The organism is Pantoea sp. X-Soil-OKNW-556, from assembly GCF_059730695.1.
In genome coordinates this window covers 1,817,527-1,840,267 of sequence record NZ_AP035990.1, presented here as the reverse complement: position 1 = coordinate 1,840,267, position 22,741 = coordinate 1,817,527, and the positions used below count along the sequence as shown (strand labels likewise).

Here is a 22,741-nt window from a genome sequence, read left to right as displayed (position 1 = left end):
TTACGCTGCGGCACCGGCCACACGTTTTTCACGGTTCAGCGATTGCAGGGCTGAGACATCCACAATCAACGCCACGCTGCCATCGCCAAGGATGGTGGCGGCGGAGATGCCCGGCACTTTGCGGTAGTTGCTTTCGAGGTTTTTCACCACCACCTGATGCTGACCAATCAGCTGATCAACCAACAGGGCATAGCGACGGCCTGCGCTTTGCAGGATCACCACAATCCCCTGCGTAGCATCGGTTTTGGCGTGCTGCACATCGAACACATTCCACAGTTCCACCAGCGGCAGATACTCACCACGCACTTCCAGCACGCGTTCGCCACCGGCCAGCGGTTTCAGTTCTTCGGCACGCGGTTGCAGCGATTCCATCACCGCGTTGAGTGGCAGGATAAACACTTCATCGGCAACACGTACGGACATCCCATCCAGAATAGCCAACGTCAACGGCAGCAGAATGCGGATGGTGGTGCCTTTGCCCTGCTTCGAGGCGATTTCGACGTGACCGCCCATTTCCTGAATATTTCGCTTCACCACATCCATGCCAACACCACGGCCCGACACGTCGGTTACCTGTTCAGCGGTGGAGAAGCCAGGTGCGAAGATCAACATGCCGACTTCTTCGTCGCTCATGCTTTCACTGACCGGCAGGCCAGAGGACATCGCTTTCGCCAGAATACGTTCACGGTTGAGGCCCGCACCGTCATCGACCACTTCGATACAGATGTTGCCGCCCTGATGTTCCGCAGACAGCGTCAAATTACCGACACCGCTTTTCCCGGCGGCCAGACGTTTTTCCGGTGATTCAATACCGTGGTCGAGACTGTTACGCACCAGGTGAGTTAACGGATCGATAATGCGTTCGATCAGGCTCTTATCCAGTTCGGTCGAGCTGCCGAGCAGCGTCAGTTCCACCTCTTTACCCAGCTTGCTGGCAAGGTCGCGCACCAGGCGCGGGAAGCGGCTGAAGACATACTCCATCGGCATCATACGGATCGACATCACCGATTCCTGGAGGTCGCGCGCATTGCGTTCCAACTGCCCCATGCTGTTCAGCAGATCACCGTGTGCCACCGGGTCCAGTTCGCCGGAACGCTGTGCCAGCATCGACTGGGTAATCACCAGTTCACCCACCAGGTTGATCAACTGATCAACTTTCTCTACCGCAACGCGGATACTGCTGGATTCGCTGGCTTTGGCCGGTGCGGCTGCGCGTTTGGTTTCGCGCTTCGCCGGAGTAATATCGGTTACGGTGGCAGTGGGTGCCGGTTCAGCCGCAACCACTGGCGCAGGTGCCGGAGCGGCTTCAGGCGCAGCGGCACCTTCCGGGAAGCGAATCTGTGCTTCTTCAATCACAAAGCACAGCACCGCGACGATGTCATCTTTACCCACGCCGTCGATAGTGGCTTCCAGTGTGTTGGCACCTTTTACCACGTCACTTAACGTACCGAGATTGCCCAGTTCTTCCAGCAACAAATCGGGTTCTTTTTCTTTCAGGTCAACCAGTTGCAGACGCAGTCCCGCAGCGCCGGTGGCCGGCACCGCAGGCACCTCGTTTACCACCACGGCAGCAGCGGCCGGTGCGGCTGGCGCTACCCCTTTGGCTTCCAGCGCCAGCTGACGCAGGGCTTCGCAGATGTAGTTAAAGCTTTCTGCGTTCGGTTCCTGCGCGGTTTTATAGGCATCGAGCTGTTCCTGCATAATATCTTTGGTTTCCAAAAACAGGTTGATGATGTCGGTGCTGAGCGCCATTTCGCCACGACGCGCACCATCCAGAATGTTTTCCAGGATGTGAGTGGTTTCCTGTAAAACGGTAAAGCCGAACGTACCGGCTCCGCCCTTAATCGAGTGGGCAGCGCGGAAGATAGCATTCAACTGTTCGGAATCTGGCTCCTGGGGATCCAGTCCCAACAGGTGTTGCTCCATGTCCGCTAACAGCTCATCGGCCTCATCAAAAAACGTCTGGTAAAAATCGCTGATGTCCATGCTCACGGGATCACCTCGGCTGTGAGGAGTGGTCAGTAGTCACCGCACTTGCACCCGGATTGGCCGGAGCAGCTGGCGTCGTCGAAGCAGCCGGCGCTGCCGGTGTCGTTGAAGCCGCTGGTGCTGTCGGCGCAGCCGGAACTGCGGGCGCGGTAATATCGGGAATTATCTGTGCCGGGTCGCTAACCTGGACGGCATCGCTCTCGGCGTTCTCTTTTTCAATTGCTGCTTCAGTGTCATGGTTCAACACCAGCAGGCTAATGCGGCGGTTAACAGCATCATCACCCCCGCGGTTTTTCAGTTTCATGGTGTCAGCCATACCGACGATGCGCAGCATTTTGCCGGCATCAAGCCCCCCCATCACCAACTCGCGACGTGAGGCGTTGGCACGGTCTGCCGACAGTTCCCAGTTGCTGTAACCACGATCGCCATTGGCATACTGGAAGTCATCGGTGTGCCCCGCCAGGCTGATTTTGTTGGGGATAGCATTCAACAACGGCGCAATGGCACGCAGGATATCGCGCATATAAGGCTCAACCTCGGCGCTGCCGGTTTTAAACATCGGTCGGTTCTGGCTATCGATGATCTGGATACGCAACCCCTCTTCCACCATATTGATGATCAAATGGGGACGCAGCGCTTTCAGACGCGGATCGGCTTCAATCAGCTGGTCGAGTTTTTCACGCAGACGGTTCAGACGGATATCATCCAGCTGACGTTTCTGTGCATCCATATCGACCGCTTTCTTGACCTCACCCTGCTTTTTGGTCGGATCATCACCGCCACCAGGAATGGGGCTGTCGCTGTCGCTGCTGCGCTGTCCACCGGTTAACGCCACTTTCAACGGCGTTCTGAAGTATTCCGCAATCTGTATCAGCTGCTGCGGGTTCGCGATCGAGAGCAGCCACATCACCATAAAGAACGCCATCATCGCCGTCATAAAGTCGGCATAGGCGATCTTCCATGAGCCATGACCTCCTTCATGCCTTTTATGTTTGCGCCGTTTGATCAGCACAATGGGGCGATTGCCATGCTTCATGAGGCTTCATCCGAGGTCTGTTTAGCCGGGTTTTTCGCGTTGCGTACGTGTTCTTCCAACTCCTGGAACGACGGACGTTCTGTGGAGTACAGGGTTTTACGCCCAAACTCTACCGCGATCTGCGGGGCGTAACCGTTGAGACTGGAGAGCAAAGTCACTTTAATGCACTGCATCATCTTGGTGGATTCAGCGCATTTCTGACGTAACAGTGAGGCCAGCGGCGAAATAAAGCCGTAAGCCAGCAGGATGCCAAGGAAGGTCCCCACCATCGCATGTGCCACCAACGCACCCAGTTCTGCTGCCGGACGGTCCGCCGATGCCAGTGCGTGCACCACGCCCATTACCGCTGCCACGATACCAAAGGCGGGTAAGCCGTCACCGACCGCGGATAAACTTTGCGCTGGCACTTCACACTCGTGCTCATAGGTCTCAATTTCTTCGTCCATCAACGCTTCGATTTCGAAGGCGTTCATATTTCCGCTCACCATCAAACGCAAATAATCGGTAATAAAATCCACTAACTGTTTATCGGCCAGAATACGCGGATAGTTAGCAAAAATTTCACTCTGACTGGGATCTTCAATATCGCGCTCGAGAGATAACATCCCCTGCTGACGGGATTTCGCCATCAGGCGATACAGCAGAGCCATTAAATCCATGTATACGGCTTTGTTATATTTCGAGCCGCGCATTAACAAGGGAAATGCTTTTAAGGTCTTTTTAATTGCCTTGCCATTGTTACCGACCAAAAAAGCACCAACGGCAGCGCCGCCAATTATCAGCAACTCCGATGGCTGATAAAGCGCGCCCAGATGGCCGCCAACCAACAAGTAGCCGCCTAACACGGACCCGAGGACCACGATATAACCCAGAATAATCAGCACAAAAAAATCCTTACGTCCGTAACGTGTTGGTGGAAGTTAAGCCAGAGAGCCGCAGGTGTTATTCACAAACGTAGCGCAAAAAAAAAGCAGCGGATTAACCGCTGCTGGATGGCTTCCACGATGCGAACAAACTTAAACGGCGTGTTTAACCTGTTCATCCAGCAGTTGTGGAAAGGTATCGGCAGAATCTGCAGAAAGTTTACGTCTTTTTACCGCGCGTGATGGCGGCTGGCACAGGCTGCACACAAAGCTGCCTGCTGGCTGATGTGCGTGGTTAATAAAGCTACCGTTGCAGCATTTACAATCGGAGAGTTCCAGCATGCCACTTTCCACAAATCGTACCAGCGTCCACGCACGCGTCAGCGCCAGCAGCGGGCCATCATCAGATTGTGGACACTGCTCAAGATAGAGACGGTACGCTTTGATTACCGCTTCCACACCGTTGCTCAACCCGGTTTTTAACAGGAACTGCCAGGCGTTACAGAACATGGAAGCATGGATATTTTGTTCCCAGGTCATGAACCAGTCAGTGGAGAACGGCAACATCCCTTTTGGCGGTGGGCTACCGCGCAGTTCTTTGTACAACTTAATCAGGCGACCGCGGCTCAGCTGCGTTTCACTTTCCAGCATTTGCAGTCGCGCGCCCAGCGTAATCAACTCCATGGCGAGTTGAATGTCGCGCGCTTCCTGAACAATACTTTTTTCGCTCATTATACCGCCCTCTTTTTCGTGCCAACGTCGTCTTTGGACGCGTTACGCAGTAAACGGCTGGATAATAAAATACCGGTGTGGATTTGTTGTAAATCATCCACGCGCGATTCTTGTGTCAGGCGATTAATAATGTTGTGGTCAGTGAAGCGGAACTGGCAAACCAGTTGATTGGTTTCCGCTAATTTTACCATCTCAGGTAGAGTTAATTGTGACAATGCATCGGCCATCGACTCATCGATACCCAAACGAAACATTGCTGAAGCTTTTTCCTGGTTAATTAAACGCTGAGCAAGTAACAAATATGACAAGTTGATGTCATAGATATGTTTTAGTAATTCTGATGTACCCATTTTTTCCATCCTGATAGACGCGACATATATACGGCCACAGAAAGAATATCTCTATGGTTCGGGTTGCTGGTTGGTAAATCTAAAGATGGCAAAAAATATTCAGGCATAGCCAAACGTGTACTGAACTGTTTCACTTCCCACCGGGACACTGATCAGTAGTAGTCATAACTCCAGGCCAATCTTTTCTTGAGTTGTAACCATCTTCCGTGACGTCTGCTTACAGTTTTTTAAGACTATTCCGAAAACAAGGCAAATCTATATCGTCTGATTTCGACATACAACGTGATAAGGGTGAAATTTTAGATAAAGTGTGATCTACGTCACACTTTTAAGGCAAATTTTTTCTCCAACCCTTCAGCTTTGCTTTTCTGTTGCTCATTTTTTAATCAAAAATGCATTATTTCGCTAATATTTCCCTGTCGTTTCGCTTACAAATCGCTATCTGGCATATCAACAGCCTGAAGCGATCTTTTATCTGCCACGTTGCGATTAGGTCGCGGCAATGCACCACCTTTAAAAGAACAAGTAGCATAATATGCTAAATTAAGTCGAAATTATTCGCTTTCAAATTAATCACTTACAGGGAATATTGCGCAAAGTCATAAACGGCGTGCCGCAAGCGTTATGTGAATAGTCTGCGCGGAGCGCCAACATAGCGTTAACGGTTCGTAGGGAGTGTTTAGTGAACGACAGTGGATGTAACAATGCGTTACATTAGGGATATGAATGAATCGTTGCGCTTAGGCATTGATGTAGCAAAACTATCGGCAGCGGGATGAAGATCTTTAGGATTGCATCGAGAAAAAAAGCGTTTTCACACCTGATTGTTGCTTTTTTGAGCGAAAATAACGGAATTGCCTGATATATCGTATATTCGCGGCTTAACGAAAAAGCGTCGATTACGGGGCGTAATAATGAGTGAGGAAAGCGAATGTAAACGCTGCCAGCGTAGCGGTGCGATTTATCGTGCGGGTTTTGCCGGCAGCGCATACGAAATTGCGCGATAAATCGCGCCGCTACGTTCCAGGGGAACACATTTCAGAGTCCCCTGCTGAATCAGGCCAGTTTCGGAAAGGTTGCGACTTTCTGCGCGGTACCGTGATCTGCGCTGCGTTCCGGCAGGGTGTTTAAATCCGCCAGGAAACGCTCACGCCAGTGTGAGATATCGTGTTGTCGCAATACCGCCATCATGTCGTTATAACGCGATATACGCTCAGTACGTGGCATGGTCAGCGCCCGGTCCAGCGCGGCGGCGACTTCATCGCGGTCATAAGGGTTGACGATTAAGGCTGACGTCAGCTCGTTAGCCGCGCCGGCAAAGCGCGACAGAATCAGTACACCAGGGTCATCCGGGTCCTGCGCCGCCACGTACTCCTTCGCCACCAGATTCATGCCATCACGTAACGGCGTGATCAGCCCTACGTCCGTCAGGCGGAAAATCTTCATTAACAGACGGCGATCAAAATGCTGGTTGAGGTAATAAAGCGGCGTCCAGCCCAGCGTGCCATATTTCCCGTTGATACGTCCGGCTTCGGTTTCCAGCTGATGACGAATGTCCTGATAAGCCTGCACCTCACCGCGTGAGGTTGGCGCGATCTGCGAATAGCGGATGTTGCCGCGATGCTGTGGGTAATGCTCCAGCAACGCTTCATAGGCCAGAAAACGCTCTGGCAGGCCCTTGGAGTAATCCAGTCGCTCACAGGCGATGATGTTCTGCACATCCCCCAGTTCCCGCTTCATCGCCGCCATTTTCGGTGGCAACGGCCCCTCAGCCATCTCTTTAATACTGTCAGGCTCGATACCAATCGGGTAGACCTCGGTCATAAACGTATTGCCGAACGCCCGATGTTTCTTCTCACCTTTATTCTGTAGCTGCGTCAACTGGCTCAGGCTATCGAGAAAGGCCACGCGATCGGATTCTGTCTGGAAACCCAACAAGTCGTAGTCGCACAGCATCTCCAGCAGCGCCTGATGGGGTGGCAGCGCATTGAAGATTTCCGGCGTCGGGAACGGGATATGCAGAAAGAATCCGATACGGTTGTTAATACCCTGTTTGCGCAACTCGGCGGCAAAGGGCAGCAAATGATAATCGTGAATCCATAAAATATCGTCTGCACGTAACAGCGGTTTCAGGCGATCCGCCAACAGGGTATTGACGCGGCAATAGCCCTCCCAGGCTTCGCGCTGAAACTGCACCAGATCGAGGCGATAATGGAAAGCTGGCCAGATAACGGTGTTGGAGAACTGGCAGTAGTAAAGATCATAATCATTCTGATTCAGCGGCATCGCAGCATAGGTGATGCCGTCAACCTCGCTGACACTCACCTCATCCTCTTCTTCACCGGAAATCTCGCTGATCTCGCCGTTCCAGCCAAACCATAATCCTCCGGTGGTTTTCAGCGCATCCAGTAAACCCACGGCGAGGCCGCCTGCACTGGCTTTGGTCCCATCAGGAATGGCAATACGGTTAGATACGACTACTAAGCGACTCATAACCTTGACTCCTTACCGACGTTGTCATGCTTTGATTGTAATAGTAATTGTTCCAGCCAGCTCCAGACCGCATCCACACTGCTGAGGCGGTAGCGCGCATAGCTGGAACCTTCTCCGACCTTGACTGAGATACCGCCCAGGGCGTTAACCGCCAGGAAGCCTTGTTCATCTGTCAGGTCGTCTCCCACAAATACCGGAATGCGTCCGGCAAAAGGCGCTTCTCGCATAAATTCACGGATCGCCGCGCCTTTATCGATGCCCTGCGGTTTCAGTTCCACCACGCATTTTCCCGGTTGCAGCGCCAGCCCCGGAAAACGGGCGACAGCATCCTGCGCCAGCTTGATAACCGCCTGTTCATATGTCATCGCCTGACGATAATGCAGCGCAAACGCCATCCCTTTGGCTTCCAGCTGAGTGCCGGGCCATTGATCCAGCGTTTCCTGCAATTCCCGTTGCAGCGTTTGCGCAACATCGGCGGGCAGTGAGTGGCGATGTATACGGCCACTGGCATCACGGCGTTCAGCCCCGTGCACACCTGCCGCTGAGGCTTCCAGCGGCGCAACCAGGTCATCCAGTTGCGCAATCGGTCGACCAGACACCAGCGCCAGCGCGCCGTGATTAAGATTGGAGAGTTGTTGCAGATGCTGGCGCACCGATGCAGGTATCGCCACCATCTCGGGCTGCGGTTGAATCGTCGCCAGCGTGCCATCAACATCAAAAAAGAAGGCAAAAAGCCCGCCGCTCAACGACGGTAGGGTGCTGATCTCATGTACCGCTGGGGTCACGTCACTCCTCCTGTACGAATGGCTGATAGCAATATCGATGTTCGGAGGCGGGTTGCGTGCAGGATAAGATACGTATAACGGGGAGGGTTTGCCGACTGGATGGTATTTCGATGGGTAACGCTCCACAAATTAACAAGTTTATAGTCAACACCGTAACCAGACTGCGAACATCAATGCGGTTAAGTGTAGACGCGAATAAGGATTTTGCCAGTCACCGTGGCCGGATAATGGCAATGGCAAATAACTTCGCGCAATATTTGCTTGCATTTGCCCGGAATAAATACATCGAAAAAACAAATACTCAAGAAAACGCGACCCCACTACGCGGCTTTCTTCTACTCCGCTTTTGTCGGCAACGCTACATTGATGGGCTGTGCTTAATTTCTATGGATTGACGTCAATATCATGAAGAAAACAACGTTCGGTTTTGCTTTAGTCGCCGTAAGCCTTACTCCCTTGTGCGCCGCTGCCGCGCCCTTTCTTTGCTCCCCCGCTGATTTCGGTGGCAAGGGCGATGGCGTAACGCTGAATACCAGGGCCATTCAACAAGCGATTGATCTGTGTGCGCAAAAAGGCGGAGGTAAAGTCACACTGGGGTCAGGGGTGTGGCTTTCAGGTCCGATCGCGTTAAAAAGCAACGTGAGATTAGTGATTCCCGACGGCGTTACCCTGAAAGCCACCCCCGATACTCGCCAGTTCGTGGATGCCTTTCTTGGCAGGCTCACACAGCCGAATGAGGCATTCATCCTCGCCAATGGTGTCAGTCATGTGGCGATTGAGGGTGGCGGGACCATTGATGGCAACGGTGCGCAAGCCTGGTGGCCAGCCGCGATCGATTTGCGCAATACCGTCAGGTCCGGCCATCCGGAGGCTTTTACAGCAAAATATAAAGGGATACCTCTGGCAAATGGCATGCCCAGGCCCTGGCTGGTGGAAATGAATAATGTGTCATCCTCAGAGATTCATCATATCCGGCTGACCAACTCCCCCATGTGGAACCTGGTACTCAGAAATAGCCATCAGCTGAACATTGATCAACTGACCGTCGATAACCCCATCACCTCACCGAATACCGATGGTATCGATATCGTTTCTTCTACAGACATCCGGATAAAACACGCCGACATCAGTACCGGTGATGATCATATCGCCATCAAATCAGGTATCACCGTGGGCAGCGGAGGAAAATCTGAAAATATCACTGTTCAGGATTCCGTGATGAGACAAGGACATGGGATTTCACTGGGTAGCGAGACGATCAACGGTATCGGCAATGTGGTGGTTTCACATGTGAGATTTATCGGCGCAGAAAATGGGCTGCGCGTGAAATCAGGTCGCGATCGCGGCAACAAGATTGGGCCATTCCTGGTTGACCATGTGACGATGACAAATGTTGCCACACCGCTGCTGGTTACCGACAGTTACTCCGGTCAGGCCGGTGCGGCAGGTCATTCACTGGTTGCCCCTATCACGCCAGCGCCGGTGACGGCCACCACGCCTTTTATCTCAGGTATCACCGTCAATCATCTGGCGGCGACCGGTGCCAAATACGCCATGATATTGAGCGGATTGCCGGAAGCACCGATCACCGATGTCAATCTGCACCATATTGCCATCACCGCTGAATACGGGGTGCAGGCCAGATACGTCACCGCAAGGCTGGATCATGTGTCTGTTAGCGCAAATAAAGGAAAAACGCTGGCTGAGGGACCGGCGGTGACATTACACCGGGAAAACTCATCAATTAATTGATATCTATGGGTTTTACAAAATAATGGTGGGATAACGTATTGCGATCTCAGAATTGACTGATAATAATACTGTATATACATACAGTTTTATCATTGAGAATTCGCCATGAAAGTTCATCCCTTCTCTCCTCTCTTGATGCGTCCGATGCCCGGTGCGCCGCCGCATCAATTGCCACTCTTTCTTGAGCGAGTCCACTGCGGCTTCCCCTCCCCGGCAGCAGATTACGTCGAGCGCAGACTGGATCTGAACAAGCATCTGGTCGCCCATCCCAACGCCACCTATTTTGTCCGGGTGGAAGGGGATTCCATGCGCGACGCGAATATCAGTGAAGGGGATTTACTGGTGGTCGACAGTGCGCTGGATGCGAAACATGGCGATATTGTGGTGGCGGCCATTAACGGCGAGTTTACGGTTAAACGGTTACAACAGTTTCCGCGTGTGCAACTGCTCGCCATGAACCCACGCTACGCGCCGATTACCCCGGGAGAAGATGAACAACTGGAGATCTTTGGCGTGGTGACTTTTATTATTTATGCGGCACGTTGAGTGACAACGCCCAGCTTATATCGCCGGGCGTTGTCAGACTTACGCTTTGTCTGGCAAGGCGTAAGCAATCAGATAATCACCGACATCCGGCGAGTGCGCCGCACCGCCTGCCGAGATCACGATGTACTCTTTACCGGTTTTCGCTGACTGATAAATCAACGGTGACGCAGTCGCTCCCACCGGCAGACGCGCTTTCCACACTTCCTTACCGGTTTTGCTGTCCAGCGCACGCAGGTAATTATCCTGGCTACCGGCAAAGAATACTAAACCGCTTTTGGTGGTGGTCGGGCCGCCCAACGTTGGCATACCTACCGGCATCGGCAAATGGGTTTTTACCCCCAGAGGACCGGTGTCTTCCACCGTGCCCATTGGCACCTGCCAGACGATTTTCTTACTGTGCAGATCGATGGCGGTCATGGTGCCAAACGGCGGATGCTGACACGGCACTTGCAGGAAGGATGCGAAGTTATCCATCCGCACGCCAACGTAAGGCCCGCTGATCTGAGGACGGATAGTACCGGCCCATTGCGGAACTTCGTTCAGGGAGATTTTCTGTCCCTTCGCTTCTTCCTTACTCTTCAGCGCCATCAGCATACCCAGACGGATATCATTGACGTAAAGAATGCCGGAAGTTTCATCAATAGACACCCCACCCCAGTTCATGCCACCCATGGTCGCCGGGAACTCCAGGTAGGTTTTCTCACTGTTCGGTTGGAAGATGCCGGAATAGAGCGCCGATTTGAACAGAATGCGGCAGTAGAGCTGGTCAAACATGCTGACGCCCCACATCTTCTTCTCGTTCAGTTGCTCCAGACCGATAGTTGGCATATCCACTGAGAACGGCTGGGTCGGCGACAGATGTTCTTCCTGCGCTGCCGGAGAAGTCGGTACCGGTTTCTCTTCGACTTTACTCACCGGCTTACCGGTGCGGCGATCCAGGACGAAGATTTCACCCATTTTGCTGGTCTGAATCAGCGCAGGCACCACTTCGCCCTGCTCATTCTTCATGTTGTACATCACCGGCTGCGACGGTAAGTCGTAGTCCCAGATATCGTGATGGACGGTCTGGAAGACCCATTTGGTTTTGCCGGTATTCACATCCAGCGCAATCACTGACGAACCGTATTTCTCTTTCGCCGCATTACGGTTACCGCCCCAGTAATCTGGTGGGCCGTTACCGGTGGAGACATACACCAGGCCGAGATCTTTATCGTAAGTCGGGATGGCCCAGACGTTCGGGGTGCTGAGGGTATAATGTGCATCACCCTGCTTCGCCCCTTCGACGTTGCCAACATCCCACGCCCACGCCAGCGAACCGTCACGCACATCATACGCACGCAACACACCGGAGGGTTCATCTTCGGTGATATCACGTACCCAAGAACCGAATACTGTCAGATGGCCCATAATCACCGGCACGCTGGTCGGGTGATAACGACGGCTGTCGGCAGTATCGCCCATCCCCTGTTGCAGGTTGACCATGCCATTCTGGCCGAAGTTCGGGCACAGCTCGCCGGTATGCGCGTCCAGCGCAATCAGACGGGCATCAACGGTGGAAACAATAATGCGCTGACGGCAGGCCGTATCGGTATACGCCGCTTTCTGCTCGGCACTGAGGGTTTCATCGCTGTCGTAGTCGTAATAACCGACGCTACGGCAGGTAACGTGTTCATAGGTGCGCGCATGCGGATCGAATTTCCAGATTGGTTTGCCGGTATCGGCATCCACTGCGGCAATCAGGTTTTCCGGCGTACAGGTATAAAGCACGGAACCAATTTGAATCGGTGTGTTTTCATCAACCCCCGTCGCATTGCCTGTCAGACGGCGACCGGTGTGATAAGTCCAGGCCACCTGCAAATCTTTAACGTTATCCGCGTTGACCTGATCGAGCGGCACAAAGCGCGTGCCGCTGGCGTTGCGGCTGATATAGCGCCAGTCCTGACCCGCTTTGGAAGCATCGCTATCCGTTGGTTGCAACGGCTCGGCAGAGACGGCTTCCGGGTTATAGAGGGTGTTATGCGGGAAGAAGCCACCAATAAAGGTGGCGATTAATGCCACAAACACCACCAGGCTAAGCCCGCCAGAGAGACGACGCTGCGACGACAGCACACCTTTATCGGTGGCGGTCACCAGCAAACTCAGCAGAAATAACAGCGCGGGTACCACCAGGCGCGGCAGCAAATCCCAATAGATCAGGCCGCCAACTTCCACCAGCGACCAGATAATCGTCAGTGCAAAAATCAGGCAGGAAAAAATGAAACCCGCCGCTGGTTTTTTAAAATAGAGCACCACCAGCACGATATAGGCGATACCGGCAATCAGATAATATGCCGATCCACCCAGTGAAATAAGTTTTCCGCCGCCAATAATAATAGCGATGGCGGTCGCCAGCGTGAGCAACGCAAAAATGATGCTCAGGACAAATGACAAGCCTGAACGCCGTCCAGACCCTTGTTCCTTAATATCCATACACTCCCCGATAATTTAAAATAGTGACATGTTAGTTAAAATCGTAAGGACTGTATGTTTGTGTTAATTAGATGTCAATAAATGTAAATCCACATCTTTTCAGTCACTACTTAAAAACAAACCAATAACATTTACATCAATAACAATCATAATGCGCCCCAGCTAATTAACTACCGTCATTAATTATCAGCGCAGAAACGCCACCATCCCGTTTATTAATGGTTTAGGAATGAATACCCTGACATTTTACAGGTTAAAATATTTGTGCTTACTGGTTATTCGCAGACGGGGATAATTTCACGAGGTCATTAAATCAGGTGGGATGCGGCGGTAAATAACCGCACTTTTTATTCTTTTCGTAACGGCGCGATACATCGCACAATCCCGTGCGCGTTGCAGGAAAAACCCGCGCGATAAATCGCGCCGTTACGTTATGCGTTAACCTGCCATCTCGCGTTTAAACACCGCGAGTGTATGGGCTTTCACCCGGACAAACTCCGGGTGACTCATCATCTCAGCAGTACGCGGGCGCGGCAGGACAAAGGGCACAATCTCGGCCACGCGCGTAGGCCGCCGTGTCAGCAACAAGATTTCATCCGCCAGAAACACCGCATCCTCCAGATCATGTGAGACGATCAGCATGGTGACGCCGGTCGCCAGTTGGACCTGCTGCAATTTATCGCGGATAAACAGCGTCATCTCAAAATCGAGCGCCGAGAACGGCTCATCAAGAAACATCACTTCAGGCTGCGTCGCCAGCGCGCGCATGATACACACCGTTTGCTGTTGCCCACCGGAGAGTTCATACGGATAACGTTGCAGATCGAAGCGAATATCAAACATTGCCGCCAATTCAGCCACACGTTGTTTGACCGCCGCCGCCTTTATGCCCTGGCGTTTTAACGGATAGGCAATGTTATGCCAGGCGGTTAACCAGGGAAAAAGCGCATCGCGGTAATTCTGGAACACATAACCGATCTTCGTCTCCGCCAACGTTTTGCCGTCGAACAGGATTTGCCCGCGATCGATCGGAATCAATCCGGCAATCATGTTCATCAGCGTCGATTTGCCACAGCCATTAGGCCCAAATATCGAGACGATCTTGCCTTTGGGTAAATCGAGGTTGAGATCCTGATACAGCGGCTGCCCGGCAAAGCTTTTATCCAGCCCGCGAATAGTGACATGGGTATTGGGTTGCGGATAATCGGGTTTTTTCATGCTTTGCCACTCCAGTGCACACAGCGTTTTTCAATCAGCAGAAAACCCAGATTCAGCAGATAGCCAAAAGCACCAGTGATCAGAATCGAGGCGTACATATCTTTAATGTTGAACAGCTGCTGCGCATCAATGATGCGGTGCCCCAACCCGGTTTCAGAACCAATAAACATTTCGGCGACGATGACGATCACCAGCGCCATCGAGACGCCGGTACGCAAACCGACAAAGGTCTGCGGCAGGCTTTCCATCAGCATGATGTCCTTAAACACATGCCAGCGTGAAACCCCCATCACCTGCGCCGCCATAATGCGGGTCTTCTTCGCGTTCATCACGCCGTAGGCGCTGTTAAACAGGATCACCAGCACCGCCGCGAAGGCGGCAATGGCGATTTTGTTGGTATCGGTAATACCGAAAATCAGCATAAACAAAGGGATCAGTGCGGATGATGGCGTTGAGCGGAAAAAATCCACCAAAAATTCGACGCTGCGATACAGACGTTCGCTACTGCCGAGCATCACCCCCAACGGCACACCGATAACCGCCGCCACCACAAAGGCCATCAGCGTACGGTAGAGCGTATCGCCGATATCCTGATTCATGCTGCCATCCGCCAGCGCGCTAAACAGATAGCCGAGGGTTTCCCCCGGCGATGGTAGCAACACCGGGTTGAGCCATTTGGCGCTGACTGCCGTCTGCCACAGCAGAAAAAGCAGCAGCGGCCCGATCAGCGGCAGCAGCCTGCGTCGCCAGATTCGCATCATGGCACTCTCCTTATGCGCGATAGATCAACGGTTCCACCTGAAGCGGCTTGCTGAAAATTTTCCGCTCGGCAAACACATCATAAAATTTCTGGAACCATTGCAGGTTAGTCCCGGTTAACTGGTCATACATCACGAAGCCAGGCAGCGGCACTTCCTTCACCAGCGCCGCTTCAATGCCGGTGTAACCCGCCACATATTGCCGCGCCTCTTCCGGCTGTTGCTGGATAAACTTGACCGCTGCGCCATACGCATCAATCACCTGCCGCGCCCGCGCTTTGTCGGCATTGATAAAGCTGGTGGTCAGCGCCGCCGCACCCCCAAACCACGGTGCGCTGGCATCGCCGAGCACATATTTGGCAATCACCCCGGTTTCCAGCACTTTGCCCATGCCTTTCATGCGTGCCACTGTGCCGGTGGGTTCCAGCGTGTATACCCCATCAATCTGCCCGGCAGCTAACGATGGCGCATGCTGGCCGACCGGCAACTCGATCACCTTGGTATCGGTAAAGCCATTCTTCTCCAGGATAATTTTCGCCATAGTGACGTTCTGGATACCGGGGCCGCTGGCAATGCGTTTACCCTTCAGATCGCTGATCGATTTGGCGCTACTGTTGACCGGCACCAGAAACTCATCCAGCACCATTTTTTCATTCGAAGGATTAGAACAGATGATTTTGAACAGGTCCGGGCTGGTAATGGCCCCCAACCCCAACGCCCCGGTGGCGGTGCCGTTGGCGCAACCATGAATACGCCCGGTGATCATCGCTTCCACCACCTGCTGCGGGCTGGCGAATTTGACGGCGCGTACGTTCAAACCGGCTTGTTTAAAGATGCCTTTCTCGATACCGGCATACAACGGCAAACCACCGACAATCGGCCAGTAGCCAATCAGAATCTCATCATCTGCCGCCACGGCTGATGGGCTGCCCAACATGCCACTGAGCGCGACGCCACTTAATGCCAGCATCGAATATTTCATCATCTGGCGACGCTGAGCGTTAATTTTCTCTTTATCATTGTTGCGCACGGTGATTCCCCCAAGTGATTGACTGGTATGCGGCCTTGTATACAAGCCACTGGCAACTATGCAGAAGTTGTGCCAGGTAACAGAATTACCGTGCGTTAAGGTTTTCTCACTGTGGCTTAATCAATTAGGGAAAGTTAATGGTGCATCCGGCGCACCATCGCGGGACAAGCGTGTTGCGAATCAGCGCTTGACGAACAGGGTCAACCGGAAAATACTGTATATAACAACAGTTATTTATGAACGCAATTATGTACGCACTTGTCGACGTCAACTCCTTCTACGCCTCCTGCGAAACCGTATTCCGCCCCGACCTGCGCGGCAAACCGGTTGTGGTGCTATCCAACAACGACGGTTGCATCATCTCGCTTAGCAAAGAAGCGAAAAAACTCGGCATCAAAATGGGTGCCCCTTACTTTAAGCAGCGTGAAGCCTTGCTGCGCCATCAGGTGGTGGTGTTCTCCTCCAACTATGCGCTGTATGGCGATATGTCGCTGCGGGTGATGGAGACGCTGGAGTTGATGGCCCCGCGCGTGGATGTCTATTCAATTGATGAAGCCTTTGTCGATGTGACCGGCGTTGATAACTGCCTCTCGCTGGAAGCCTTTGGTCGTCAGATGCGCGATCGTCTTTATAAAGAGACGCATCTGCGGGTCGGTGTGGGAATTGCACCGACCAAAACCCTCGCCAAGCTGGCGAACTGGGCAGCCAAACGCTGGACCCAGGCGGAGGGGGTGATGGATCTCTCTGTCCCGGTGCGTCAACGCAAACTGATGGCGATGGTGCCGGTGGACGAGGTCTGGGGCGTCGGCCGTCGGTTGGCGAAAAGACTCAACCTGATGGGGATCGAAAAGGCCGTGCAACTGGCCGATACCCCCACGGCACTGATCCGCAAGCAGTTTGGCGTGGTGCTGGAACGCACGGTACGCGAGTTACGCGGTGAGGCCTGCCTGGCCTTTGAAGAGGTGATCCCACAGCGGCAAAATATTCTTTGCTCGCGCTCCTTTGGTGAGCGGGTGACGGAGTATAACGACATGCGCGAAGCCATCAGCAATTACGCCGCGCGCGCGGCGGAAAAGCTACGTAGCGAGCGCCAGTATTGCCGCCATATTGGTACGTTTATCCGTACCAGTCCCCACGATCCTCATCACCCTTATTATGCCAACTCGGCTGACACCTTGCTGGTCACGCCGACACAGGATAGCCGCGACATCATGCATGCCGCGCTCAGTTGTCTGAACAAGATCTGGATCCCTGGCAAACGTTATATGAAAGGCGGTGTGATGCTGGGGGATTTTTTCAGTGATGGCGTGGCGCAGTTTGACCTGTTTGCCGACTATCAGCCTCGGCGTAATAGCGAACAACTGATGCAGTTGATCGATCAGATGAATGCCCACCAGCGCGGCGCGTTGTGGTTTGCCGGTCAGGGGGTGCAGAAAGCCTGGTCAATGAAACGTGAAATGCTGTCACCGGCTTACACCACCCGATTTTCTGATGTGCCGGTGGTGCGGTAGGCCTTGGGCGATAAATCGCGCACTAATGATTGATCACCGTAAACCCTTCATCCGGCTGCGGCGCGACAAAGTAACTGCTGATCAGTGCGAACTGTGCATCGGTGGCAGCAAAATCATGTTCACCTGCGTTGTTGCGCGCATGCAGCCGCGCTTTGCACTCCTCATCCGGAACATCGAGGACATGGAGCTGATGCGCGGCATCGGCAGCCTGAATCACCGCCTTCATCCATTGCCGGTTTTGCAGCGTGTTGGCCGGGAAATCCAGTACCACGGAGACACCACAGCGCAGCAGCGAAATCAGGTGCGGTGTCATAGCATTACGCAGCTTCGCAGCACAGCGCACATAATCCGCCACATCACGCATTTCGTCGGCAAACAGATGCGCCAGCCAGGCATCCTCGCTAATGATCACTGCCCCGGTTTCCTGAGCCAGCCGATGGGCCAACGTCGATTTACCTGCGGCAATTTTGCCGCACAGCAGGTGCAGGGTCGCTGGGGATTGTGTTAACGCGCGCGCAGACGCCATAAAACCACTCCTTTTAAGATGACTGCATACCATGCCTGTAATTGGCGCGCAGGTAAAGACCTGCGCAGGTTCGCTACACTTACAGCATCCTTCAAAAAAGGAGCAGCGCAATGAGCCAGAATGAACATAAAATCGATTTTCCGGTCAGCAAGGCGCGGAAATATCTGGAACCCGGACCGGTGGTGTTGGTCAGCTCGCAGTATGAAGGTCAGCACGACATCATGACGCTCGGCTGGCATACCATCCTGGAATTCTCACCCTCGCTGGTCGGCTGCATGATCGCCAGCGGCAATTTTAGCCATGAATTGATTCGTCACAGCGGCCAGTGCGTGATCAACGTGCCGGCCGCCGACTTAATTGATAGCGTGGTGGCCATCGGCAACAGCCACGGCGATCGCATCGATAAGTTTGATGCCTTCAAACTGACCGCTGAACCGGCCAGCAAGGTGAATGCGCCACTGATCAGGGAGTGCTTCGCCAGCTTTGAATGTCAGCTCTACGACGATAGCATGGTGGATAACTACAATCTGTTTATCTTCGAGATCGTTAAAGCGCATGTGGCGGATAAGCCGGAGTTTCCGCCCACCCTGCACTACACGGGGGAAGGTCGTTTTACCGTGATGAGCAATCTGCTGCTTGATAAGCACCGCGACTTTAAGCCAGAAATGTTAATTTAAACAAGGTTGAATTCACGAAAGCGCGCCCCCACAGTAACGCTTTCGCCCTGACAGGAGTAAAGACATGGCAATTGAATACGCGGTGATCGCGGGTGGCTGTTTCTGGTGTACCGAAGCAGTGTTTAAAAGTCTGATTGGCGTTGAGTCCGTGGAAAGCGGTTATACCGGCGGCACGCGTGCCAACCCGACTTACGAGCAGGTATGCAGCGGTGCCACCGGCCACGCCGAAGCGATCCGCATCGGTTTCGATCCGGCACAGATAAGCTTCGGCGATCTGCTGGATGTCAGCTTTGTCACCCATGATCCAACCCAGCTAAACCGCCAGGGCAATGACATCGGTACTCAGTACCGTTCCGCCATTTTCCCGGCCAATGCCGAACAGGAAGCGGAAGCGATCGCGGCCATCGCCCGTGCTCAGGAAGATAACAAAGATCCGATCGTCACCACCATCGAGCCGCTGGGCGAGTGGTATCCGGCGGAAGATTATCATCAGGATTACTGGGATGGTGCCGGTCAGCGTAACGGTTACTGCCTGGCGGTCATCCCTCCGAAGTTGCAGAAGCTGAAGAAAAATTTTGCCAATCGGGTAAAATCGCAGGGCTAATGCGATGCGGGTGCGCGTAATGCGCACCCGTTATAAATCCGCGCGATAAATCGCGCCGCTACGAAAGCTGCCCTATGCCAGAATTTGATTCTCCACCCACGCATTCCCCACCGCGTAAGCGGCCCATAAAGCTCAATACCCTGGTCACGCTGATGCTCAGTACGGTGATCGCCCTGGTGCTGTTCAGCGTCCATCTGATCTATTTCTTTCAAATCGGCGCGATGACGCGGATGCAACTGGAAGACAAAGCGATGGCCGTGGCGCGGACCCTGGCGGATTCGCCAGAAATCCAACGCGCGGTGCTACAGCCGCCCGGCACCCTGCCGATTCAGCCCATCGCCCAGGAGATTCAGCAAAGCAATAACCTGCTGTTTGTGGTGGTCACCAATATGCAGGGTATCCGCTATTCACATCTCAACCCGGAGTTGGTCGGCCAGCATTTTATTGGCGACGACATCGAACCGGCGTTGCGTGGACATGAGAACGTCTCGGTCAATAAAGGCGCGTTAGTCAAAGCCCTGCGCGTATTTACCCCAATCTATAACGCTCAACATCAACAGATTGGCGTGGTGGTGATTGGTATCTCGCTCAGCGCGGTGACCGATCAAATCAACCAGAGCCGCTGGAGCGTGTTATGGACGATCTTGATTGGCGCGCTGGTCGGTGCGCTGGGCACCTTGATTCTGGTACGCGTGCTAAAACGTATTTTGTTCGGCCTCGAACCGCATGAAATCTCGACGCTGTTTGAACAACGTCAGGCGATCCTCAACTCGGTAAAAGAAGGCGTGGTGGCGGTGGACGATCAGGGCGCGGTGACGCTGGTCAATCAGGCGGCACAGAAGCTGTTGAATGCCGAGATCGCGACCAGCGCTATCAGTGCCGAACGTATTTACGATGCCTCGGTGATCAACGCCCATTTGCAGGATGTGTTGCAGAGCGGCCGACCACGGCGCGACGAAGAATTGAACGTTAACGGCCATGTGCTGCTCAGCAACACGGTGCCGGTACGCAGCCAGGGACGTATTATTGGCGCGGTGTGTACCTTCAGGGATAAGACCGAGATTAGCCAGCTAATGCAGCGCCTGAGCGGCATGGTAAACTATGTCGATGCGCTCCGTGAGCGTTCACACGAATTTATGAATAAGCTGCACGTTATCCTCGGCCTGCTGCATATGAAAAACTATGCGCAGGTCGAAGCCTATGTGCTGAAAACCGCCAATAACTATCAGACGGAAATTGGCTCGCTGGTGCAGAAAATTAAGTCACCGGTGATTGCCGGATTCCTGCTCAGTAAGATCAATCGAGCTTCCGATCGTGGCCATCACCTGACCATCAGCGATGCCAGTTTCTTACCCGACAGCGGCAACGAGCAGCAGATGGCGGTACTGATTACCGTGATTGGCAACCTGGTGGAGAATGCGCTGGATGCACTTGGCTCCCAGACTGAAGGTGAGATCCATGTGATGCTGCACTACCAGAATGGCTGGCTGGCGTGTGAAGTGAGCGACGATGGCCCCGGTATTGATCCCGAGGTGTTGCCCACCATTTTTGACAAAGGCTTCTCCACCAAAGGTGACGATCGCGGCGTCGGTTTGTTCCTGCTGAAACAGCAAACCGAAAGCCTTGGCGGCGACGTCAGCGTGGAATCAGAACCCGGCGTTTATACCCAATTTTTAGTCCAGCTACCCTGGGATGGAGGAAATCAAACCGCATGATCAACGTGTTAGTAGTCGACGATGATGCAATGGTGGCAGAGCTTAATCGCTGCTATATCGGCCAGGTGCCCGGCTTTAGCTGCTGTGGCACCGCCTCAACCTTACAGCAGGCGAAAGAGAAGATCCTCAACAGCGAACCACCGGTTGATCTGGTGCTGCTGGATATCTATATGCAACAGGAAAACGGCCTCGACCTGCTGCCGGAGCTGCGCAAAGCCAACAGCCCGGTGGAGGTGATTATCATCTCCTCCGCCGCCGATGCCGCAACCATCAAAACCTCGTTGCACTACGGCGTAGTGGATTACCTGATCAAGCCCTTCCAGTTCCCGCGTTTTGAAGAAGCGCTGACCCAATGGCGGCAGAAAAAATCGCTGATGGATAACCAGCATTATTATCAGCAATCGGATGTCGACCTACTGATTCACGGCAGCCCGGCGACCCAGCACGACAGCAAACGCCTGCCAAAAGGGCTGACGCCGCAGACGCTACGCACCCTGTGTCAGTGGATCGATGCCCATCCGGGCACCGAGTTCTCCACCGATGAACTGGCGGCCGAGGTGAATATCTCCCGGGTTTCCTGCCGTAAGTATCTGATCTGGCTGGCGCAGATTAATATCCTGTTCACCAGCATCCATTACGGTGCCACAGGCCGTCCGGTGTACCGCTATCGCCTGCAACCGGAATACCATTCGCTGCTGCAACAATATTGTCAGTAACGCAGTTGCCACGCCGCATCCAGCGGATTAAAGCTGAAATGGCGCGCGGAGGAGCAGATTATCTGCCGGTCGCGCGTCACAAAGACCGCGTCCAGTTCGGGCTGGTCAGCAAGATACGCCAGCCCCTGTTCCACCCCCATGCCATACAGCAGTGTGGTATAGATATCGCCATCAATGGAACGATCGGAAATCACCGTGATGCTGAGTAATTCGTTGTCGAGCGGATAGCCGGTGCGCGGATCGAAGATATGGTGCCAGCAGCGGCCATCCCGTTCGAAGTAGCGTTCGTAGATGCCGGAGGTCACCACCGACTTACCCTGCACGCGCAACACGCCGAGCAGTTCATCCTCGCGGCCAAAGGGTTTTTTCAGGCCAATCCCCCACCCCGCCGCATCATGGGGGGGACACCCCAACGTCTGCACGTTGCCACCGAGGTTAATCAACGCCTGCTGCACACCCTGTTGGCGTAAAAAGCCCTGCACGCGATCGGCAATATAGCCTTTGGCGATGGCACCGAGATCAATCTCCATCCCCGGCTGTTGCAGGAACACCGAGCGTTCAGCCTCATTCAATATCACTTGATGCGGATCGGTCAGCCGCAGCCGCGCCGCGATGTCAGCAGCCGGTGGCACCTCATGACCCTGAAAGCCAATTTTCCAGCGTTTCACTACCGGCCCGATGGTGAAGTTGAAGGCGCTGTTCGGCAACAAACTCACCGCATGCGCCACGCTGATCAAGGCAAACACCGGTTCACTGACCACCACCGGATGGCGGCCCGCGGCGTGGTTGATCGCCATCACTTCAGAGTCAGCACGATTGACGGTAAACAGATTTTCCTGCTGTTTGATCAGCCGGAATACCTGCGCCGCGAGAGGTTGATTGTCTTCGAAGAGTTTAAGCAGAATGGGCGAACCCATTAGAACGGCGGAATAGGCATAGACGCCTGCGTCTGGAGTCATTATCGCCTCTTA

Annotated in this window: 20 protein-coding genes; 7 read left to right on the top strand and 13 right to left on the bottom strand. The window is 53.6% G+C overall.

Annotated features, from left to right (window positions below; genetic code table 11):
- The 7 genes from cheA to otsB form a co-directional block, all read right to left on the bottom strand.
- On the bottom strand, positions 1-1,986 hold the full coding sequence (gene cheA, locus AC6I8T_RS08510; RefSeq protein WP_208725525.1) for a chemotaxis protein CheA: 1,986 nt from the start codon (positions 1,984-1,986) through the stop codon (positions 1-3).
- Positions 1,987-1,996: 10 nt separating this feature from the next.
- A complete protein-coding gene (gene motB / locus AC6I8T_RS08505; protein WP_021185715.1) occupies positions 1,997-3,025 on the bottom strand; it encodes a flagellar motor protein MotB in 1,029 nt (342 codons plus the stop codon).
- Entirely contained in the window at positions 3,022-3,909 is an 888-nt protein-coding gene (motA, locus tag AC6I8T_RS08500; protein WP_208725300.1) for a flagellar motor stator protein MotA, read from the bottom strand. The genes motB and motA overlap by 4 nt, the downstream gene beginning before the upstream one ends.
- A gap of 132 nt (positions 3,910-4,041) precedes the next feature.
- Positions 4,042-4,620 (bottom strand): flagellar transcriptional regulator FlhC, encoded by a 579-nt coding sequence (flhC, locus tag AC6I8T_RS08495; protein WP_013508777.1) that lies wholly within the window; start codon positions 4,618-4,620, stop codon positions 4,042-4,044.
- On the bottom strand, positions 4,620-4,970 hold the full coding sequence (gene flhD, locus AC6I8T_RS08490) for a flagellar transcriptional regulator FlhD (RefSeq protein ID WP_013508776.1): 351 nt from the start codon (positions 4,968-4,970) through the stop codon (positions 4,620-4,622). The genes flhC and flhD overlap by 1 nt, the downstream gene beginning before the upstream one ends.
- Before the next feature lie 1,056 nt (positions 4,971-6,026).
- Positions 6,027-7,463 carry an alpha,alpha-trehalose-phosphate synthase gene (gene otsA / locus AC6I8T_RS08485; protein WP_021185714.1) on the bottom strand — a complete coding sequence of 479 codons (1,437 nt, stop codon included), beginning with the start codon at positions 7,461-7,463 and terminating at the stop codon, positions 6,027-6,029.
- Positions 7,460-8,248, bottom strand: a complete 789-nt coding sequence (gene otsB / locus AC6I8T_RS08480; RefSeq protein WP_208725299.1) for a trehalose-phosphatase — start codon at positions 8,246-8,248, stop codon at positions 7,460-7,462. Before otsB ends, otsA begins: the two co-directional genes overlap by 4 nt.
- 405 nt (positions 8,249-8,653) lie before the next feature.
- On the opposite strand from otsB, the gene AC6I8T_RS08475 reads away from it, so the two are divergent.
- Together AC6I8T_RS08475 and umuD are read left to right on the top strand one after the other, a co-directional pair.
- Entirely contained in the window at positions 8,654-10,000 is a 1,347-nt protein-coding gene (locus tag AC6I8T_RS08475; protein WP_497833704.1) for a glycoside hydrolase family 28 protein, read from the top strand.
- A 135-nt stretch (positions 10,001-10,135) separates the two neighbouring features.
- Positions 10,136-10,546, top strand: coding sequence for a translesion error-prone DNA polymerase V autoproteolytic subunit (gene umuD, locus AC6I8T_RS08470; protein WP_208725524.1), 411 nt, complete (start codon positions 10,136-10,138; stop codon positions 10,544-10,546).
- 39 nt (positions 10,547-10,585) lie between these two features.
- Here umuD and AC6I8T_RS08465 read toward each other — a convergent pair whose 3' ends face one another.
- The 4 genes from AC6I8T_RS08465 to AC6I8T_RS08450 form a co-directional block, all read right to left on the bottom strand.
- Positions 10,586-13,015 (bottom strand): membrane-bound PQQ-dependent dehydrogenase, glucose/quinate/shikimate family, encoded by a 2,430-nt coding sequence (locus AC6I8T_RS08465; RefSeq protein ID WP_208725297.1) that lies wholly within the window; start codon positions 13,013-13,015, stop codon positions 10,586-10,588.
- Between the two features lie 438 nt (positions 13,016-13,453).
- Positions 13,454-14,233 carry an ABC transporter ATP-binding protein gene (locus AC6I8T_RS08460; RefSeq protein ID WP_208725296.1) on the bottom strand — a complete coding sequence of 260 codons (780 nt, stop codon included), beginning with the start codon at positions 14,231-14,233 and terminating at the stop codon, positions 13,454-13,456.
- Complete coding sequence (locus tag AC6I8T_RS08455) at positions 14,230-14,994, bottom strand: ABC transporter permease (RefSeq protein ID WP_021185707.1); 765 nt, start codon at positions 14,992-14,994, stop codon at positions 14,230-14,232. The genes AC6I8T_RS08460 and AC6I8T_RS08455 overlap by 4 nt, the downstream gene beginning before the upstream one ends.
- A 10-nt stretch (positions 14,995-15,004) precedes the next feature.
- The gene (locus AC6I8T_RS08450; RefSeq protein ID WP_208725523.1) at positions 15,005-15,976 is read right to left on the bottom strand and encodes an ABC transporter substrate-binding protein; all 972 of its coding nucleotides are present in this window, start codon (positions 15,974-15,976) and stop codon (positions 15,005-15,007) included.
- Between the two features lie 293 nt (positions 15,977-16,269).
- Here AC6I8T_RS08450 and umuC point away from each other — a divergent pair, with 293 nt between their 5' ends.
- A complete protein-coding gene (umuC, locus tag AC6I8T_RS08445; protein ID WP_497833703.1) occupies positions 16,270-17,532 on the top strand; it encodes a translesion error-prone DNA polymerase V subunit UmuC in 1,263 nt (420 codons plus the stop codon).
- A gap of 22 nt (positions 17,533-17,554) precedes the next feature.
- On the opposite strand, the gene AC6I8T_RS08440 is transcribed toward umuC, so the two are convergent.
- Positions 17,555-18,058 carry a P-loop nucleotide/nucleoside kinase family protein gene (locus AC6I8T_RS08440; protein WP_021185704.1) on the bottom strand — a complete coding sequence of 168 codons (504 nt, stop codon included), beginning with the start codon at positions 18,056-18,058 and terminating at the stop codon, positions 17,555-17,557.
- A 110-nt stretch (positions 18,059-18,168) separates the two neighbouring features.
- On the opposite strand from AC6I8T_RS08440, the gene AC6I8T_RS08435 reads away from it, so the two are divergent.
- The 4 genes from AC6I8T_RS08435 to dcuR all read left to right on the top strand — a co-directional run bounded on the left by AC6I8T_RS08435 (position 18,169) and on the right by dcuR (position 21,770).
- Positions 18,169-18,735, top strand: a complete 567-nt coding sequence (locus AC6I8T_RS08435; protein ID WP_208725293.1) for a flavin reductase family protein — start codon at positions 18,169-18,171, stop codon at positions 18,733-18,735.
- A gap of 64 nt (positions 18,736-18,799) precedes the next feature.
- Positions 18,800-19,339 carry a peptide-methionine (S)-S-oxide reductase MsrA gene (gene msrA, locus AC6I8T_RS08430; protein ID WP_021185702.1) on the top strand — a complete coding sequence of 180 codons (540 nt, stop codon included), beginning with the start codon at positions 18,800-18,802 and terminating at the stop codon, positions 19,337-19,339.
- Between the two features lie 74 nt (positions 19,340-19,413).
- Positions 19,414-21,054, top strand: coding sequence for a sensor histidine kinase (locus AC6I8T_RS08425; RefSeq protein WP_051337989.1), 1,641 nt, complete (start codon positions 19,414-19,416; stop codon positions 21,052-21,054).
- On the top strand, positions 21,051-21,770 hold the full coding sequence (dcuR, locus tag AC6I8T_RS08420; protein ID WP_021185700.1) for a two-component system response regulator DcuR: 720 nt from the start codon (positions 21,051-21,053) through the stop codon (positions 21,768-21,770). The genes AC6I8T_RS08425 and dcuR overlap by 4 nt, the downstream gene beginning before the upstream one ends.
- Here the strand turns inward: dcuR and AC6I8T_RS08415 are convergent.
- Positions 21,764-22,729, bottom strand: coding sequence for an FAD:protein FMN transferase (locus tag AC6I8T_RS08415; RefSeq protein ID WP_208725291.1), 966 nt, complete (start codon positions 22,727-22,729; stop codon positions 21,764-21,766). The genes dcuR and AC6I8T_RS08415 overlap by 7 nt on opposite strands.
- Between the last annotated feature and the right edge of the window lie 12 nt (positions 22,730-22,741).

Excerpts from the sequence above, each read along its gene's own strand:
- msrA (WP_021185702.1), top strand. The coding sequence starts at position 18,800 with ATGGCAATTGAATACGCGGTGATCGCGGGTGGCTGTTTCTGGTGTACC.
- AC6I8T_RS08450 (WP_208725523.1), bottom strand. The coding sequence starts at position 15,976 with ATGATGAAATATTCGATGCTGGCATTAAGTGGCGTCGCGCTCAGTGGC.
- umuD (WP_208725524.1), top strand. The coding sequence starts at position 10,136 with ATGCGTCCGATGCCCGGTGCGCCGCCGCATCAATTGCCACTCTTTCTT.
- cheA (WP_208725525.1), bottom strand. The coding sequence starts at position 1,986 with ATGGACATCAGCGATTTTTACCAGACGTTTTTTGATGAGGCCGATGAG.
- AC6I8T_RS08415 (WP_208725291.1), bottom strand. The coding sequence starts at position 22,729 with ATGACTCCAGACGCAGGCGTCTATGCCTATTCCGCCGTTCTAATGGGT.
- AC6I8T_RS08440 (WP_021185704.1), bottom strand. The coding sequence starts at position 18,058 with ATGGCGTCTGCGCGCGCGTTAACACAATCCCCAGCGACCCTGCACCTG.
- otsA (WP_021185714.1), bottom strand. The coding sequence starts at position 7,463 with ATGAGTCGCTTAGTAGTCGTATCTAACCGTATTGCCATTCCTGATGGG.
- flhC (WP_013508777.1), bottom strand. The coding sequence starts at position 4,620 with ATGAGCGAAAAAAGTATTGTTCAGGAAGCGCGCGACATTCAACTCGCC.
- motB (WP_021185715.1), bottom strand. The coding sequence starts at position 3,025 with ATGAAGCATGGCAATCGCCCCATTGTGCTGATCAAACGGCGCAAACAT.
- AC6I8T_RS08425 (WP_051337989.1), top strand. The coding sequence starts at position 19,414 with ATGCCAGAATTTGATTCTCCACCCACGCATTCCCCACCGCGTAAGCGG.
- dcuR (WP_021185700.1), top strand. The coding sequence starts at position 21,051 with ATGATCAACGTGTTAGTAGTCGACGATGATGCAATGGTGGCAGAGCTT.
- AC6I8T_RS08455 (WP_021185707.1), bottom strand. The coding sequence starts at position 14,994 with ATGATGCGAATCTGGCGACGCAGGCTGCTGCCGCTGATCGGGCCGCTG.
- AC6I8T_RS08460 (WP_208725296.1), bottom strand. The coding sequence starts at position 14,233 with ATGAAAAAACCCGATTATCCGCAACCCAATACCCATGTCACTATTCGC.
- AC6I8T_RS08475 (WP_497833704.1), top strand. The coding sequence starts at position 8,654 with ATGAAGAAAACAACGTTCGGTTTTGCTTTAGTCGCCGTAAGCCTTACT.
- umuC (WP_497833703.1), top strand. The coding sequence starts at position 16,270 with ATGTACGCACTTGTCGACGTCAACTCCTTCTACGCCTCCTGCGAAACC.
- AC6I8T_RS08465 (WP_208725297.1), bottom strand. The coding sequence starts at position 13,015 with ATGGATATTAAGGAACAAGGGTCTGGACGGCGTTCAGGCTTGTCATTT.
- flhD (WP_013508776.1), bottom strand. The coding sequence starts at position 4,970 with ATGGGTACATCAGAATTACTAAAACATATCTATGACATCAACTTGTCA.
- AC6I8T_RS08435 (WP_208725293.1), top strand. The coding sequence starts at position 18,169 with ATGAGCCAGAATGAACATAAAATCGATTTTCCGGTCAGCAAGGCGCGG.